The sequence below is a fragment of the Streptococcus thermophilus genome, assembly GCF_010120595.1.
GTDB classification, from domain to species: Bacteria; Bacillota; Bacilli; order Lactobacillales; family Streptococcaceae; genus Streptococcus; species Streptococcus thermophilus.
This window is the reverse complement of sequence record NZ_CP038020.1, coordinates 1223845-1241022: the sequence shown is the minus strand read 5'-3', so window position 1 is coordinate 1241022 and position 17178 is coordinate 1223845. Positions and strand designations below refer to the sequence as shown.

The window sequence follows — 17178 nt, the reverse complement described above, 5'->3', positions numbered from 1 at the left end:
CGTGTTTTCATCACTCTGAACATTCAAAAAGAGAAGACCTATATGGTCCTCTCTAGATGTTATCTTTTCGTCACCCACTACAGCTAACAAAGAGCAACTCTTTTTAGCTTATTTTGCTTTAAACTTCGAAACCTTCTGCCACAACTTCAGCAAAGTTTTCTTCGATAATGCTAGCACAGTGATTACAGATAGTCGCGTTGTAGCTACGTTCTTTAGTAGTTCGATCAATACGACGACAACGGTCACATACTTCACCTTCAGCACGTTCTACTGTGAATGAAACACCTTGGAATCTTACAGCAGATTCAGGAACATCTCCTTCAGCAATAGTTAGAGCTGAAACAATCAAAAGTTGAGCAAGGTTAGTATTCAAACTTTCAAGAAGTTCTTTTACTTCAGCATCTGGATAGATAGTTAAATGAGCTTCAAGCGATTTACCAATAACTTTTTCATTACGAGCTTCTTCCAAAGCTTTTTGAGCTTTTCCACGGAAGTCCATGAAGGCATTCCATTTTTCAAGAAGTGCATCTTGATTAGCAAAGTCTTCTGCTTCTGGCAACTCTGACAATTGAACATAGTCTTCATTTTCAAATTCAAGATATGACCAAATTTCTTCTGCAGTATGAGGAAGGATTGGAGTCAAGAGTTTTGTAATCTTAACAAGAATATCGTAGAAGACTGTTTGCATTTGACGACGTTCAAGTGATTTAGCACTCTCAATGTAAACGACATCTTTGGCAAAATCAAGATAGAAGGCTGACAATTCAACATTAATGAAGTTAACTAAAGATTTGTAAATAGTCAAGAATTCGAAGTTTTCATAGGCATCACGAATACTCTTAACCAATTGGTTAAAACGAATAGTCATATATTGATCGACAGAGCGCAAATCTTCAAATGCTACTGCATCAGTTGTTGGATTGAAGTCAGAAGTATTAGCAATCAAGAAACGAAGTGTGTTACGAATCTTACGATAAGATTCTGATACTTGGCTAAGGATATCCATTGAGATACGAACATCATTGCTAGTATCTACACTTGTTACCCAAAGACGAAGAATTTCAGCACCAAATTGTTTCTCAACATCACTAGGAGCAATTGTATTTCCAAGAGATTTGGACATCTTTTCACCCTTACCATCAAGTGCAAAACCTTGAGACAAGAGTTGTTTATATGGTGCAACACCATGGTTGGCAACTGAGGTGATAAGTGATGAGTTGAACCAACCACGGTATTGGTCTGAACCTTCGAGATAGAGATCAGCTGGATATGTTAACTCTGGACGGTTTACAACAACACCATTCCATGACGATCCTGAGTCAAACCACACATCCATAATATCATTTTCTTTAGTGAACTCACCATTTGGTGAACCTGGATGTGTAAAACCTTCTGGAAGAAGATCTTTGGCATCACGTTCCCACCAAATAACTGATCCATGCTCTTCAAAAAGTTTAGCTACATGTTCAATCGTTTCTTCAGTCATGATTGGTGTTCTATCTTCAGCATAGAAGATTGGGAGTGGAACACCCCAAGCACGTTGACGAGAAATTACCCAGTCACCACGGTCGCGAATCATGTTGTAAAGACGAACTTTACCCCACTCAGAATGGAATTTAACTTTTTCAATTTCATCCAAGATTTCTTGACGGAATTTAGAAACAGATGCAAACCATTGTGGCACTGCACGCCAGATGATTGGTTTCTTAGTACGCCAGTCAAATGGGTATGAGTGAGAGATTTCTTCTTTCGCAAGAAGTAAATCTCCAAGTTTCTCCATAACAATCGGAGCTACTTTATCGTAGAATTTACCAGCAAAATCAGGACCGGCATTTTCCATCATGATTCCACGTTCGTTAACAGTTACTACAACCTCAAGACCATTAGCAACACCTACGTTATAGTCATCCTCACCAAACCCAGGAGCTGTATGGACGATACCTGTACCAGAGTCTGTTGTAACATGCTCACCAAGAATTACAAGTTCATCAACTTCACTGTCCCAAGGGTGCTCTGTAACGATTTGATTTAATTCATCACCACGGTAAGTATTAAGAACTTCTACTTCTTCCCAAGCAAATTTCTCAGAAAGACTATTTAGCAATTCAGAAGCAACAATAAATTTACGAGTTTCTCCAGCAGGTTTTACAAGAACATACTCAATATCTGCACCTACAGTCAAACCACGTGAGGCTGTCACTGTAAATGGTGTTGTAGTCCAAACAACAATATAAGTATCAGTATCTAAAACACCTTTACCATCTTTAACCTTATTGGCATAGTAAAGAGATGTTGAAACCAAATTATGATATTGAATCTCTGCTTCAGCAAGTGCCGATTCTGATGACCATGACCAGTATACAGGTTTCGCACCTTGATAGATATAACCCTTTTTAGCCATTTGGCCAAAGACACGGATTTGGGCTGCCTCATAGTCTGGTGTCAAGGTAACATAAGGGTTTTCCCAATCAGCTGAAACACCAAGACGTTTGAAATCTTCACGTTGCTTATCAACTTGTGAGAGTGCATAATCACGACACATCTTAAGGTATTCAGCGCGATCAAGTTCTTTACGTTTTACGCCTTGCTTAGCCAATACCTGTTCAATTGGCAAACCATGTGTATCCCACCCAGGAATAAATGGAGCATAGAAACCAGACATTGATTTAGATCGAACAATGATATCCTTAGAAATTTTATTCATCGCATGACCCACGTGAATATTACCATTGGCATAAGGAGGGCCATCATGAAGTGTGAAGTGTGGTTTACCTTGATTCAACTCTTGACGACGTTGATACACTTTCGCTTCTTCCCACTCTTTTTGCCAGATTGGTTCTTTATTAGGAAGTCCAGCACGCATTGGAAAAGCTGTCTTACCTAGATTTAATGTTTCTTTAAGTTTCATTATATCTCCTCTTTAATTTTTTTATACTAAATAAAAAGAGCCTTCATCAAAAAAGGACGAAAGCTCGTGGTACCACCTTAGTTTAGAGCAAGTAACATTGCTCCCTCAAATGTCCGTAAGGAGGACCATCCTTCTAGCTTACTTAATTCAGCTAGAACGCTAGAAAATGATAACTACCCAAATAGGGAATGTAGGACTCACACCATCTCCCACTCGCTGTTAATATATTTGGAAAGTTTTATTTTTCTTATTCGCTAATATTTAATTTAAAAGTTTGTGTTTCATTAAGATCTTTTTCAACAGTTGCTTCTTGTTCCGAATCATTGTCCTCGTCTACAGGTGCAGAAATTGGAAAATTAGCTACTTCACTTTCGAATGAATCTTCAATACCAAAATATACTGGAGTTGAAGTAATATCATTTGTTTCGTCAACATCTGAATTAGAGAAATCTTTAACTTGTTTATTGCTTTCAGCAGCGCGACGTTGAAGTTCAGCCATTTCGTCAGGAGTGAATTGACGAGTCGCATCGAATGAAGCGGCATCGTTTGAATCTGGAATATGTTCATCCAGCACTTTTTCAACAACTTCTTTAAAGGCAACATCTGAGTTTTGCAGATAAATAGCTGTTGGTTGCAACAATTCCTCCCACTCTGGAGCACTTGCTAAGCTAAGTTGACCTTCAACTGCAGCCAAAAGACGTTGGTGAAAAACACGACTTTGACGTTTAAGCTCTTCAGTTTCAATAGCAACACGTTTTGCTTCATCTGTAGCATCACGAAGAATTTCAGATGCCTTAGATTTAGCTTCTTCGATCAAGCGTGTCGCATTAAAGTTGGCTTTGTTAATCAAGTTAGCTGATTCATCTGCTGCTGAAGCTTTAACTTTTTCAGCTGTTTCTTGAGCCAAGATAACTGACTGGCTCAATGATTCTTTCATTTCATCAAAATAAGCCAATTTTTCTTCAAGCTCTTTTACACGAGTAGTAAGTTCACGATTGTCACGAACTAAATCTTCATAATCATCTATGATAATATCAAGAAATTCATCTACTTCTTGTTCATTGTATCCACGAAATTTAGTGGTAAACTGTTTATCTTTAATATCAAGTGCTGTGATTGCCATTACAGGCCTCCTTTATTTTTTACCATTTCTTCAAGTTCTTTTACATGAGCAACAAGTTCACGATTTCAATGAACTAAATCTTCATAACCATCTACAATAATATCGAGAAAATCATCTACTTCTTGTTCATTATATCCACAAAATTTAGTTGTAAACTATTTTTCGATAATATCAAGAACTATAATTGTCATTACAGATCTCCTCAAGTTTCATTAGCATCTCTGATGCTTTTAAATTAAATACCTACTTTTGTCGTCTTAGAAGACTGTCGATGACGACCTTGGCTTTTCCTGATTTAGAAATTCCTTCTTGTTGCCCTAGACGAAATCGGCCAAAACCTCTAACTGAAATCATATCACCAATAGATATTATCTGATCAGATTTCTCAATTTGCCTATAATTAAGTTTGATTTTGCCTGAAGCAATTAGCTTTAAAGCATTTGAACGCGATGTTTTTAATACTGTAGATAACACATTATCAAGACGCATACTAGAAAGCAAGACAAAAGATTGAGAATATTTTTCTTGATTGGAAATCCAATTATCTTTACTTACTTCTCTAAGCGTAACCGAAACCCTACCGATTTTAGTAATAGTCATTATTGCATAGCTTGCTAGATGAGAAGCAATGTTAAATTGAACTCGGCCTTCTTCATCAAGAATAACATCTCCAAATACTTGACGTTCAAGACCAAGTTGATTAAGCAGTGCGCCTAAAATTTTGGGATGTGTCAATTTATTAAATTGTCTAGCATAAGAAATCTCTAATCGTTTAATTTCAAAGTCATCTTCATCAAGCTCATAATAATCCGGAGCAAGAATCACTCTTCCATACTCTTCGTTATCAAAAGTTGAACTTACAAAGAATTTTAAATTATAGTAATTTGCTAAATCTTTGACAATCTGGATTTCACGAGGATTTAAGAAATCAGTCAAATATGGGCTATACCGATCTTCAACTAATTGACAAAATCCCCTAACCTTTTCTAAAAAAAGACGTTCTTCTAACGAGTAATGTTGTTCAATATTTTTTGCTTCAAACATCAAAATAGGACAACCTTAAGAATACTAAGAGAGAAATTTAACAAAAGTATAATTGCGATAATTGAAAAATCAATACCAGCAAAAACCAAATTCAGCCTACGAAATGGTGCAAGAATTGGCTGAACAATTTGTCTAATAGTCTTCCCAAGAGCTGTATCATAAGCTCCTGGAAACCAAGATAACAAAGCATAGATTACAAGGAGTATCTCTACCAAGTTAACAACACGTGCCCAAATAACATATAGTAATACAAACATGGCTTAACGTCTCTTCATGTCGAAGTCAAAAGTAGATTCTTGATTTCCATGACTCAAACTAATCTCTTCGATGTCAACAACAACGTTGATTGGTGTGAGCAAGTACATGGAAGAACCAACTTTTTGTAAGTTTCCTGTAAGTACCTTGCTAGCACCATCAATAAAATCTAAACAACGACGAGCTTGTGCTTCTAACATATATTGAAAATCAATTAAAACACATTCATTTTCAATCAAAAGTTCTACAATTTCTTGAGCATCTTCATATTTTTTAGGATATTTAATTGCAATAGTAGTTTTAGTTGTATTCATTTGTTGGGATCCCTGATTAACTTGTGATCGACTCAAAGGTAAACTACGAAGGACTTGAGTTTTCTGTACGTCTGATTTGATATGTTGGCGACGAGGAGGGACTGTTTCCTGAGGACGCTCAGGTTTACGTTGCTGTTGAGGTGGTGTCTGCTCAGTTTTCTGTACTTTAACTGGACGTTCTTTAGCAACATCTTCATGATCTGTTACTTCGTCGGCATCAAAATATGAAACAATTTTTTCAATTGCATCTTTTATTGCCATAAGGTTATTCTCCGTTCTCTTTAAAGAATGCACTGCCTATTCTAACAAAGGTTGATCCATTCTGAATAGCCATGTCATAGTCTCGACTCATACCCATGCTTAGTTGATCACAAGGAACATTCTTTAGTTTTTTATCTTGAATTGATTGTCTAAGTTCATTTGTCTCAGCAAAAATCTTATCAAGTTCTTGAGTATTCGCATCAATTGGAGCCATAGTCATTAGCCCTACTATACAAATTTTATCAAGATTTTTAATTTGATTTAGAACAGTGTCAAGTTCTTCAGGTGAAAAACCATGTTTCGACTCCTCACCTGAAACATTAACTTGGAGGAAGCAATTAATGGTATGATCCGCACGCTTTTGAATTTCCTCTGCCAATTTAACAGAATCCAAAGCATGAAAATAATCAACTAAATTAATAACATCCTTTACTTTTCGACGTTGTAGGCTACCAATAAGGTGCCATGTCAAATCATATTTTTTTAACGCCTGATACTTATCTAAAAATTTATCAACACGGTTTTCAGCAATGTGTTTAATTCCCGTTTCAACCAATTCTTCAGCGATTTTACTTGAAACATACTTAGTTACGGCAATTATATTGACTTCTTCGCTAGAGCGATTAGCTTTTTCACATGCTCTCTTCACCGCCTGATAAACATCATTTTTATTTTCTTCTATAGTCATTATTAACGGTTTTTAAAGAATGGTGGTGTCTCCAATTCATCGTCATCTTCAACATCACTTGAGAATGTAGACATAGTCAATTGACTATCAAGTTCACCTGTCTTAGGACGAGAAATATTATCACGTCTCAAGTCCCAGTTTCCAAAAGCTGATTGCTCTTGTTGAGGTGCTGCCACAGTTGGACGAACGCCTGGTTGTGACATTGAATGTGTTTCATTGTAGTCGAAATTCGGTTGACGTTCAAATGAAGCTTGAGAACCTAGACGTTGTTGTTCTTGAGCAACTTGCTGATTAGGAACTGACGATTGTGAAGGAGCTGTAGTCACTTTGCGTGGTTGAGCTTTCATACCAGATACCTTTTCAGCACGCTCTTGACGAACCCCCGTTGCAACAACCGTTACACGAATTTCATCTTTCAAAGTATCATCGATTGATGTACCAAGCCAAATATTAACACCGTTACCAGCAGCTTGACCAACGATTTCAGATGCTTCTTCTGCCTCTGTAAGTGTCATATCAAGGCCACCAGTTACGTTAACGATAACATCTTCTGCACCATCGATAGTTGTTTCAAGAAGCGGTGAATAGATTGCTTTGCGTGCAGCTTCAACAATACGTTCTTCACCAGAACCAATACCAATCCCCATAAGCGCATTGCCTTTATTTGCCATAACTGTTTTCACATCAGCAAAATCGAGGTTGATTAAACCTGGGTTGGTAATAAGGTCTGTAATACCTTGTACCCCTTGGCGTAGGACATTATCTGCTTCACTAAGGGCTTCAAGAAGTGGAGTTTTCTTATCAACGATTTCAAGAAGGTTGTTGTTAGAGATAATAAGAAGAGTATCAACTTGTTCACGCAATTCTTGAATACCTTCAATAGCGAAGGTACTACGCTTATTACCTTCAAATCCAAATGGACGCGTAACCACTGCTACTGTCAATGCACCCAAGCTTTTAGCAATACGTGCAATAACTGGTGCTGCCCCTGTACCAGAACCACCACCCATACCAGCAGTGATAAATACCATATCAGCTCCTGTAAGTGCCTCTGTAAGTGTTTCTTCACTTTCTTCAGCTGCTTTACGACCAACTTCAGGTTGACCTCCAGCACCAAGACCACGAGTCAATTTAGGACCTAATTGGATAACTGTTTCTGCTTTAGAAGAGCTGAGCGCTTGAATATCCGTGTTAGCTGCAATAAATTCAACACCAGAAAGACCTTCTTCAATCATTCGGTTGATGGCATTTCCTCCACCTCCACCGACACCGATAACTTTAATTACCGCACCCTGAACTGATGCGCTATCAAATGAAAAACTCATTTTATTTCCTCGCTTTTACTAGATTCAATTAATCAAACATACTTCCGAAGATTCCACGAACACGATCTCCAAGTTTTTGTTTTTGTTCATGATTTTCTCCATCAACCGGTTGAGGTACCTCGACGGTATTCTCAACTGGAATACGATTTGGTTGTGGCGTCACTCGAGGTGCTGGAGTATGAGTTCTATCAAAACTCAAGGTAGGCGCCTCATTGTCGATAGGTTTACGACGAAGATACTCTTCACCACACACAGCTTGCTGAGCAATAATATCAACTTCTGTAAGGAGACCAACATACTCAACAAGACTAATTACATTTGCAAACATTGGATTACGGATGCCAACTTGATTAGGTATATAAAGTTTCACATTTGTCTCAAAAATTTCCTGAGCAACTTCAACTACACCTGGCATGATGGCTGTTCCACCTACAAGGACAATGCCACCAGGCAAATCAAGTAGGCGACCTCGTGTCAAGTCTTGTTTAACTCTATCCAAGATATGCTTCACACGAGCTGAGATAATTTCAGCAAGGTATTTCTCAGTGATTTCAACAGGTGAATTTTCACCTACAACCTCTACCTGAACAGTTTCAGTTTCACTTGCTTCTTCAATGTCAGCATTACCAAAATTAAACTTAAGTGCTTCTGCAATTTGCATAGATGTTTTTAAGACTTTTGAAATATCCTTGGTGATATATTCGCCACCCTCAGGGTAAATATTGGTAAACTGAAGTTCTTGAGCACGCATGGTTGCAACAGTCGTTTGACCACCACCCATATCAATAACAGTAGCACCAAATTCACGCTCACCTTCATTCAAGACAGCACGAGTCATTGCAAGAGGAGAGATGATAATATTCTCAACCTGAATACCTGCACGCTCAACTGTCTTACGAATATTGTGAAGAATTGTTGTTGGTCCTGTATAAATGAGGCCTCTCATCTCAAGACGAATCCCCATCATTCCACGAGGATCATGAATCCCTTGAAAACCATCAACGATAAATTCTTCAGGAACTAGTGAGATAACCTCACGCTCAGGTGTAATACTCTTAGTCAAGGCTGAGCGAACAACACTTTCAACATCTTCATCTTTGATTTCTTTTGATTCACTTGTTACAGGAATCATACCTTGTGTAGGCTCAATTTGAAGAAGATTGGCTGGAAGCCCAACATTCACTTGTTCAATCACAATACCGGCTTTTTCTTCTGCTTGCTCAATAGCTGTTTTGATTGATTTTGCTGCAGCGTCAATATCAACAATGATGCCATCTTTCACACCAGAACTCTTAACATTACTTACTCCGATGACATTCATTGATCCATCAATAAACTCAGCAACAAGAACCTTAATCGAGCTAGTTCCTATATCTAATCCTGTAAAAAAGCCATCTCTAGCCATTCACTGACCTCTCAATCTTTCCATTCAATATCTTTGTAAACTGTATAAATACAGAATTATTCAGACACTATTGTACCATAAAAAAACGTAAAATGTCAGCATTTTACGTTTTTATTATTCAATATTAGCCTTGACTGGGGGAAGGTTGAAGAGTTTTATCTTGATTAACAGTCGGTTTTCCTACTCCCTGAATATCTGAATTTTCAGCATTAGCTTCTTCCTCAGTATTTTGTTCAGTTAGTGTCGTTGTTTCCTGACCCTCGTCAGAAATTTCTTTGTCTTCCTTCTTATCTGTCTTGCTTTTATCTTTCTTTCTATCCTTATCAGTTTTTGATGCTTCTACTTCAGGAGTTGTTGTATAGAGGCCAACCTCCATATCTACAATACATCCATTTGAAAGCTTACTCTTAATTTTCTCGTAATAAGGTAACTTAGTCGTTAATTGAGAGAGGGGAACGCGAATAGAATTTCCATCATATAACTCAATTGTCAACAAATCTGTAGTTGCTTTTGTAGGCGTTAAATTAATAATTTGAATATTATTCTTGATTTTACTATCAAGTTTATGCAACTCTTTTACTAAATCTTCAATTTTCTTTTCATCATCCATCTTTAAAGTGATAAATTTATCTGGTAGTTTTCCTATTGAAACAGTCCCTCCAGTCTTACCACTTTCAAGAATAGAAACATATCCATTTGATGTTTGACGATAAGCCACGATTGGATATTCTTTCACTGCAATATTAAATTGATTTGGAAAACTATAAGTTACCGTAGCCTTTTTAACCCAAACGTTGGTTTTTTCAACAGTTGATGCAATCTCTTCTTGGTTGAAAAAAACGTGAGTAATATAATCTGTATCAAGAATACCACTTGCAACTTTCACATCTTCCGGTAGAGCATTTTTTGTTCCTGATACTGTAAGAATCTTTTGCTTAGACCAAGGCGAGATAAAGAAGAGTGAAAATACGATTAAAATCACAGCTATAAAAATAACAAGCCCTGCAAGATTTTGTTGTGCAATTGGAATGTTGCTAGTCGTATTGACTTTTTTTCTTTTTTTCTTCTTGACCTTTTTTTTTACCGGTATTTTGTTCTCCTGAGATGTGGCTTTTTCTGGATGAACGCCTGTTTTGTTAGTCATCTCTTCTGAATCTTTGGTTTCTTGTTTTCTCAAAAATTCTAGATTTCGCTTCTGCCACTCCGTCAGAACTTTTTTTTCTTGTGATTTTTGATCCTTTTTTGCCATGAAATTCCTTTATTTATTTGAAATACTAGTCACTAATAGGTTATAAAAATCATCAGGAGAAGTGATTTCCTCAGATTTAGCTATAGCTTCTTTGTAAGTCTCTGCATGTTCAACAAGTTGTTCGAGCTCGTGTTTTAATGTCTCCCAACTTAATTCCGGTTCCTGCAATTGACGAGCGTAACCCTTTCTTTCAAAATAGTCAGCATTTTCAAGCTGGTCCCCACGGCTAGCTTCTTTTCCTAGAGGAACGATTAAATGAAGTTTTTTCATAGCCAACAATTCAAAAATAGTATTTGAACCACCACGAGTTACAACTAAATCCGCCATATCCATAAGAGGTTGGTACAAATCTGTCACATAATCAACTCTATAAAGATGACGCTCCAGGGTATTTAATGAGGAATCCCCAGATATATTGATGATATTATAGTTCTCAATCAGTTCTGGAGTTTTGCTAATAAAATCATTAAACACCTTTGCACCAGCTGATCCCCCAATAAAAAGGACCGTTTTTAGTTTCTCATCAAACTGTTCTTTAATCTTATCTAGTTGATCTGAATTATCAAACCTTGTCATACCCACCTTAGTAATAGCACCAACATGCCGTGTCTTCACCAAAGTTTTTGATTGTTCAAAAGTCGTAAACATAGTAGTTGCAAACTTGTATGCGATTTTATTGGCTAAGCCCATAGACAAATCAGACTCGTGAACATATACAGGGACTCTTAATAATTTAGACGCGATAACTGGCGGTACAGATACAAATCCGCCTTTTGAAAAGAGTGCTTGGGGACGAATCTTAGCAATAATTGCAATTGACTGTAGAATTCCCCAACCAACTTTAAAGACATCCAACATGTTTTGCCATGAAAAATAACGACGTAGTTTACCTGTAGCGATACTATGGAAGGTTACATCTAGACCAGACTTATCAATTTGTTCGTGTTCAATACCATGTTTATCACCGATATAGTGCACTTCCCATCCATCTTTTAGAAACTTTGGAATTAAGATAAGATTTAAAGTCACATGTCCAACTGTCCCTCCACCAGTAAAAACAATCTTTTTCGATTTTGCCATAGCCTATCCCTTCAATCGCTCAACAGTTGTGATAAATTCATCACCACGCACTTCGAAATTCTTGTACATATCCCAACTCGCGTTAGCAGGACTCAACAAGACAACATCACCTGCACTAGCTTGTTCAAAGGCAATGCGTGTCGCATCAGCCACATCTTTGGCATCCAGATAGGTTACACCAGCTTTGTCTGCAGCACGTTTGACACGAGGAGCTGATTCTCCCAAAATTACCATTTTCTTAAGTCCAGTAATATCAGGAATGAGTTCATCAAATTCATTACCACGGTCCAAACCACCGGCAATCAAAATGACTTTACTATTATCAAAGCCAGAAAGTGCTTTTTGTGTCGCTAAAATATTTGTTGACTTACTATCATTATAGAATTTTACATCATCAATCGTATCAACAAATTGAAGACGGTGTTTAACCCCACCAAAACTTGAGAGAGTTTCTTTAATTGCCTGGTTTGAAACACCTGACAATTTTGCTACAGCAATTGTCGCTAAGGCATTTTCAACATTGTGACTTCCTGGAACTCCAAGTTCATCAGCATGCATTAGCAATTCACCTTTGAAGTAGAGGCCACCATTTTCCAGATAAGCACCATCTACTTTTTCCACAGTTGAGAAGGGAACGACTTGTGCATTTGTTTGCGTAGCCAACTCTTTAGCCAAATCTTGATTAAAGTTTAAAATAATAAAATCGTCTGATGTCATTTCGTTTTGAATATTCCATTTGGCAGCTACGTATTCTTCAAAGCTACCATGATAGTCAATATGCGTCGGCATCAAGTTCGTAATCACAGCAATATGTGGATGGAAACTCTCAATTCCCATTAATTGGAAAGAAGACAACTCCATGACCAAAGTATCCTGATTTGTCACTGATTGCGCTACTTCTGATGCAGGGAAACCAATATTTCCAGACAAGACACCTGACTTTCCACCATGATTTAAAACATCAGCAATCATAGTTGTTGTGGTTGTCTTACCGTTTGAGCCTGTAATACCGATAATTGGTGCTTCAGAGACTAGGTAAGCCAATTCAACTTCAGTCCAAACTGGAATTTCTTTTTCAAGCGCACGAGCTACCATTGGATTATCATACCGAATCCCAGGATTCTTGACCATTAATTCAAAATTTTCATCCAAAAGTTCAAGAGGATGTCCACCACAAACAACCTTAATGCCTTCTTCAAGAAGTGATTGAGCCGATGGGTTTTCCTCAAATGCTTTTCCATCATTAACAGTAACAATAGCTCCTAGCTTAGCCAAAAGACGAGCCGCTGCTTCACCAGATTTAGCCAAACCAAGGACTAAAACTTTTTTATTTTCCAATTGTGTTATTGATTTCATAATTCGTCCATTCTCTCAAATTGTATCATAATCATTTTACCCTTTATCACAAGCTATTTCAAGGAGTAGTATTTTCTAGTTACAGAAAAAAGCCAATCTAACAGATTGACTTTAATATCATGCTACTTATTTTCGCCTTGTTGAGCTTTATCACGATTGGGCTCTGACATGCCGAAAATATCTTTCAAGGTGAAATAACTCAATGTAAACATTCCTACCGTGACAAAGAACTCACCAGGTAAACTGAAGAATTTAATGATTGATAACACTGCTAAAAGCAAGAGCAATGCTAAGGTAGCCATGACAAAGAGAAGATTCATAGTGTTTTTAACCGACTTTGGTGCAATAAAGAAATAGAATGAAGCAATCAATATAGCAACAATCAGATAAAACATCTCTTCTCCTCTCTAAAAATTACTCAGCTTCCGCTGCTTTTTTTCTTACGTTTATTAGCTTTATCACGCTCTGCTTTATTCAAAATTTGTTTACGCAAGCGGATAGATTTAGGTGTTACTTCCATGTATTCATCATCATCCAAGAATTCAAGTGATTCCTCAAGTGTCAATATACGTGGAGTCTTGATAACAGCCGTCTGGTCCTTAGTAGCTGAACGCACGTTTGTCATTTGTTTTGCTGTAGTAATGTTAACACCAAGGTCATTTTCACGAGCATTCTCACCGACAATCATACCTTCATAAACTTCAGTACCTGGGTTAACAAAGATAGTACCACGTTCTTCAATACGCATAATTGAGTAAGTTGTCGCTTTACCTGTATCGATAGAAACGAGAGCACCACGGTGACGTCCGCCAATCTCACCAGGAACAACCGGCAAATATTGATCAAAGGTATGGTTCATAATACCGTAACCACGTGTCATAGACAAGAATTCAGTAGAGAATCCGATAAGTCCACGAGCTGGCACAAGGAAGATAAGGCGTGTTTGGCCGTTACCAACCATTTGCATATCAAGCATGTCACCTTTACGTTCTGAAAGAGCTTGGATGATTGAGCCTTGGTACTCCTCTGGAGTATCAATTTGAACACGTTCAAATGGTTCGCATTTCACTCCATCAATTTCCTTGATGATAACTTCTGGACGTGACACTTGAAGTTCATATCCTTCACGACGCATTGTTTCGATAAGGATTGACAAGTGCAATTCACCACGGCCTGAGACAGTCCATTTATCTGGTGAATCAGTTGGTTCAACACGTAGTGAAACGTCTGTTTGCAACTCAGCCAAAAGACGCTCTTCGACTTTACGTGATGTCACGTGTTTACCTTCGCGACCAGCAAATGGTGAGTTATTCGCCAAGAAAGTCATTTGAAGTGTTGGTTCATCAATACGAAGAACTGGTAATGGTTCAACAGCATCAGTTGGTGTGATTGTTTCACCGACGAAGATATCTTCCATACCCGAGATAGCAATCAAGTCACCAGCCTTGGCTTCTTCAATTTCACGACGCTCCAAGCCAAAGAAACCAAAGAGTTTCGTAACACGGAAGTTTTTAGTTGTTCCATCAAGTTTTGAAAGGGTAACTTGGTCACCAACTTTTACAGTCCCACGGAAGATACGTCCAATACCAATACGTCCAACAAAGTCGTTGTAGTCAAGAAGTGACACTTGGAATTGAAGTGGCTCATCTGAGTTATCTACAGGAGCTGGGATGTGATCTATAATAGTGTCGAAGATTGGAGCCATAGTGTGCTCTTGATCGGCAGGATTATCAGACAATGATGATGTTCCATTAATAGCTGATGCATAAACAACTGGGAATTCCAATTGATCATCATCTGCACCCAGTTCGATGAATAGCTCTAGGACTTCATCAACAACTTCTTCAGGACGAGCTGAGGGTTTATCAATCTTGTTGACAACAACAATTGGTGTCAAATTTTGCTCAAGAGCTTTTTTCAATACAAAACGTGTTTGAGGCATTGTCCCTTCATAAGCATCGACGACAAGAACAACACCATCAACCATTTTCATGATACGTTCAACTTCTCCGCCAAAGTCCGCGTGCCCTGGTGTGTCCATGATATTAATACGAGTACCATTGTAAGCAACAGCTGTATTCTTAGCAAGGATGGTAATACCACGTTCTTTTTCAAGATCGTTTGAGTCCATTGCACGCTCATCAAGTTCCATACGTTCATCAAGGGTGTGTGATTGTTTCAACAATTCATCTACAAGTGTTGTTTTTCCGTGGTCAACGTGGGCAATAATGGCAACGTTACGGATGTCTTCTCTAAGTTTAGTCATCTTTTCCTCTTTATTATTTATTTCAACCTTTCAAGTATACCACATTTTCAATAAAATGGCAGAGATTGGATAATTGTAAACGTTTTTCAACAAAAAAGTGCTACCTTCCCTTATCCGGTTAGGCGCACCTTATCTCATTATTTGTCAATACTATAAGCAAGACTAGCAGCTCCAATGATTCCTGCATCATTTCCAAGCTCCGCTAATTTCACTTTTGTTGTACGGCGAACTTGTGGGAATGCATAACGTGTAAAGTATCCTTCAACACGACTACGCAAGAATTCTCCTGCGGCAGAAACACCACCACCGATAACGACAGAATCTGGGTTAAGAATGTTTGAGATGTTTGCTGTTGCAAGTCCGAGGTATTTAGAGACTTTATCAACAATGCTGTCAGCAAACTTATCACCTTCAGTAGCAGCTACGAGAATATCTTTACTTGTCACAAACTCACCATTGTCTACAGCAGCTTTAATAGAAGAGTTTCCTTCGTATTTTTCTGCCAAATGATGTGCTATACGTACAATACCTGTTGCTGAAGCTACAGTTTCCAGACACCCCTTGTTTCCGCAAGTACACTCAAATCCTGTGTCAGGTTCAACAATAATGTGACCAATTTCCCCACCAGCACCGGCAACACCATGAATTAATTTACCATCAACGATGACACCGCCACCAACACCTGTACCCAATGTTACAAAGACAACATTCCGATTGTTAGCACCAGCACCAACCCAACGTTCACCCAGTGCAGCCACATTAGCATCATTATCAATAGCGAATGGAATACCAAGTTCTTTTTCAATAACAGAGCCAACTTCTTGAGTTTCTGCCCAGTTCAAGTTAAAGGCACCCGTTACTGTTTTATTTTCTCGGTCAACTGCACCTGGAGATCCCATACCAATTCCAATAAAATCTTCAGCAGTAAGTCCATACAATTCCAAACGGTGTTTCAAAGATTCTACAATGTCAGGAACAATGTGGCTACCATTTTCAAACGTATTTGTTCCAATAGCCCATTTTTCTTGAACTTCACCATCTGCATTCAAAATACCAAACTTAACAGTTGTTCCACCAAGGTCAATACCTAAGAGTTTCTTACTCATTTTCCTTCTCCATTTCAATCTGATGTTCACGTCGTAAAATCATTTCAGCAATAAGATAGTTTTCCTTGTCTATCAAAGCATTCTTATAAAGCGCTTCCAGTTCAATCTTCATCATCTCGATATCATAGAGCCTTTTACCCAAGTAAACTACTACCCCAAACTGCTTCAACAACTGTTGAACGTCATATAATGTTTTCATAGAAATATTTTAGCAAAAAGCTCAAGGCATGACAAGATAATTTTGAAAACCTTTATAGATTATTATGTACCTAGACAAAAAGCCAAGTCTATTTGACTTAGGCTCTTATCTATTGACAATTCGGACAAACGCCATGCAAAATCATTTGCTCACGAGTGATGCGAAATCCTGTTTGCGATTCTACCTCTTCTTTGAAAGACGGAATCGGTAAATATAAATCAGTAATTTGACCACATTTTTCACAAACAATGTTTAAGTGGTCATGCCCCATAAAATCATAATATGTTGTATTATCATTATTAACCTTAATTTCAGAGACAATTCCCTCTTCGACTAACACTTTCAAGTTGTTATAGACCGTTGCTAAACTCATACCTGGATTATCAGGGAGAAGGTCATAATATATCACATCAGCACTAGGATGTTGATCAGACGTCATCAAATAGCGGATAACAGCTTTGCGGGATTCGGTTAATCGAATCCCTTTAGCTTTTAACTGATTCAAGATATCTTCGTAAACACCTAGACTATGTCGATGATCAGACATATCGCCGCCTCTCTTCTTCTAAAAGAATTTTGTATCTATTATACACTTTTAA

The 17178-nt window shown here is 37.9% G+C and carries 14 protein-coding genes, 4 pseudogenes and 1 other annotated feature; all 18 genes and pseudogenes read right to left on the bottom strand.

The genetic code is table 11. The features are described 5' to 3' along the window. Positions 1-118 precede the first annotated feature (118 nt). The 18 genes and pseudogenes from ileS to E3C75_RS06505 all read right to left on the bottom strand — a co-directional run bounded on the left by ileS (position 119) and on the right by E3C75_RS06505 (position 17126). A complete protein-coding gene (gene ileS, locus E3C75_RS06585; RefSeq protein WP_133264042.1) occupies positions 119-2908 on the bottom strand; it encodes an isoleucine--tRNA ligase in 2790 nt (929 codons plus the stop codon). 49 nt (positions 2909-2957) lie between these two features. Beyond that, positions 2958-3169, bottom strand: a binding site (T-box leader). A gap of 187 nt (positions 3170-3356) precedes the next feature. Beyond that, positions 3357-4031 (bottom strand): annotated as a pseudogene (locus E3C75_RS06580) (DivIVA domain-containing protein); the annotation flags it as partial. A 65-nt stretch (positions 4032-4096) separates the two neighbouring features. Beyond that, a pseudogene (locus E3C75_RS12265) lies at positions 4097-4153 on the bottom strand (hypothetical protein); the annotation flags it as partial. A gap of 121 nt (positions 4154-4274) precedes the next feature. Continuing rightward, complete coding sequence (locus tag E3C75_RS06570; protein ID WP_084828718.1) at positions 4275-5075, bottom strand: YlmH family RNA-binding protein; 801 nt, start codon at positions 5073-5075, stop codon at positions 4275-4277. Then, positions 5075-5332 carry a YggT family protein gene (locus E3C75_RS06565; RefSeq protein ID WP_011681006.1) on the bottom strand — a complete coding sequence of 86 codons (258 nt, stop codon included), beginning with the start codon at positions 5330-5332 and terminating at the stop codon, positions 5075-5077. The genes E3C75_RS06570 and E3C75_RS06565 overlap by 1 nt, the downstream gene beginning before the upstream one ends. A gap of 3 nt (positions 5333-5335) precedes the next feature. Beyond that, the gene (locus tag E3C75_RS06560; protein ID WP_011681005.1) at positions 5336-5905 is read right to left on the bottom strand and encodes a cell division protein SepF; all 570 of its coding nucleotides are present in this window, start codon (positions 5903-5905) and stop codon (positions 5336-5338) included. Positions 5906-5909: 4 nt separating this feature from the next. Then, the gene (locus E3C75_RS06555; protein ID WP_100262408.1) at positions 5910-6593 is read right to left on the bottom strand and encodes a YggS family pyridoxal phosphate-dependent enzyme; all 684 of its coding nucleotides are present in this window, start codon (positions 6591-6593) and stop codon (positions 5910-5912) included. 2 nt (positions 6594-6595) lie between these two features. Continuing rightward, a pseudogene (locus E3C75_RS12260) lies at positions 6596-6754 on the bottom strand (cell division protein FtsZ); the annotation flags it as partial. Between the two features lie 158 nt (positions 6755-6912). Further along, a pseudogene (ftsZ, locus tag E3C75_RS06550) lies at positions 6913-7918 on the bottom strand (cell division protein FtsZ); the annotation flags it as partial. A 28-nt stretch (positions 7919-7946) separates the two neighbouring features. Further along, the gene (gene ftsA, locus E3C75_RS06545) at positions 7947-9323 is read right to left on the bottom strand and encodes a cell division protein FtsA (protein ID WP_084828714.1); all 1377 of its coding nucleotides are present in this window, start codon (positions 9321-9323) and stop codon (positions 7947-7949) included. 124 nt (positions 9324-9447) lie between these two features. Continuing rightward, positions 9448-10572 carry a cell division protein FtsQ/DivIB gene (locus tag E3C75_RS06540; RefSeq protein WP_100262406.1) on the bottom strand — a complete coding sequence of 375 codons (1125 nt, stop codon included), beginning with the start codon at positions 10570-10572 and terminating at the stop codon, positions 9448-9450. A gap of 9 nt (positions 10573-10581) precedes the next feature. Further along, complete coding sequence (locus tag E3C75_RS06535) at positions 10582-11652, bottom strand: UDP-N-acetylglucosamine--N-acetylmuramyl-(pentapeptide) pyrophosphoryl-undecaprenol N-acetylglucosamine transferase (protein WP_084828712.1); 1071 nt, start codon at positions 11650-11652, stop codon at positions 10582-10584. 3 nt (positions 11653-11655) lie between these two features. Next, complete coding sequence (gene murD / locus E3C75_RS06530) at positions 11656-13008, bottom strand: UDP-N-acetylmuramoyl-L-alanine--D-glutamate ligase (protein WP_011225774.1); 1353 nt, start codon at positions 13006-13008, stop codon at positions 11656-11658. A 122-nt stretch (positions 13009-13130) separates the two neighbouring features. Beyond that, on the bottom strand, positions 13131-13403 hold the full coding sequence (locus E3C75_RS06525; RefSeq protein WP_002950398.1) for a DUF3165 family protein: 273 nt from the start codon (positions 13401-13403) through the stop codon (positions 13131-13133). 23 nt (positions 13404-13426) lie between these two features. Next, on the bottom strand, positions 13427-15274 hold the full coding sequence (typA, locus tag E3C75_RS06520) for a translational GTPase TypA (protein WP_100262405.1): 1848 nt from the start codon (positions 15272-15274) through the stop codon (positions 13427-13429). A gap of 137 nt (positions 15275-15411) precedes the next feature. Beyond that, the gene (locus E3C75_RS06515; RefSeq protein WP_084825911.1) at positions 15412-16380 is read right to left on the bottom strand and encodes an ROK family glucokinase; all 969 of its coding nucleotides are present in this window, start codon (positions 16378-16380) and stop codon (positions 15412-15414) included. After that, the gene (locus tag E3C75_RS06510) at positions 16373-16579 is read right to left on the bottom strand and encodes a YqgQ family protein (protein ID WP_022096801.1); all 207 of its coding nucleotides are present in this window, start codon (positions 16577-16579) and stop codon (positions 16373-16375) included. Before E3C75_RS06510 ends, E3C75_RS06515 begins: the two co-directional genes overlap by 8 nt. Positions 16580-16688: 109 nt before the next feature. Further along, positions 16689-17126 carry a Fur family transcriptional regulator gene (locus E3C75_RS06505; protein ID WP_100262404.1) on the bottom strand — a complete coding sequence of 146 codons (438 nt, stop codon included), beginning with the start codon at positions 17124-17126 and terminating at the stop codon, positions 16689-16691. Between the last annotated feature and the right edge of the window lie 52 nt (positions 17127-17178).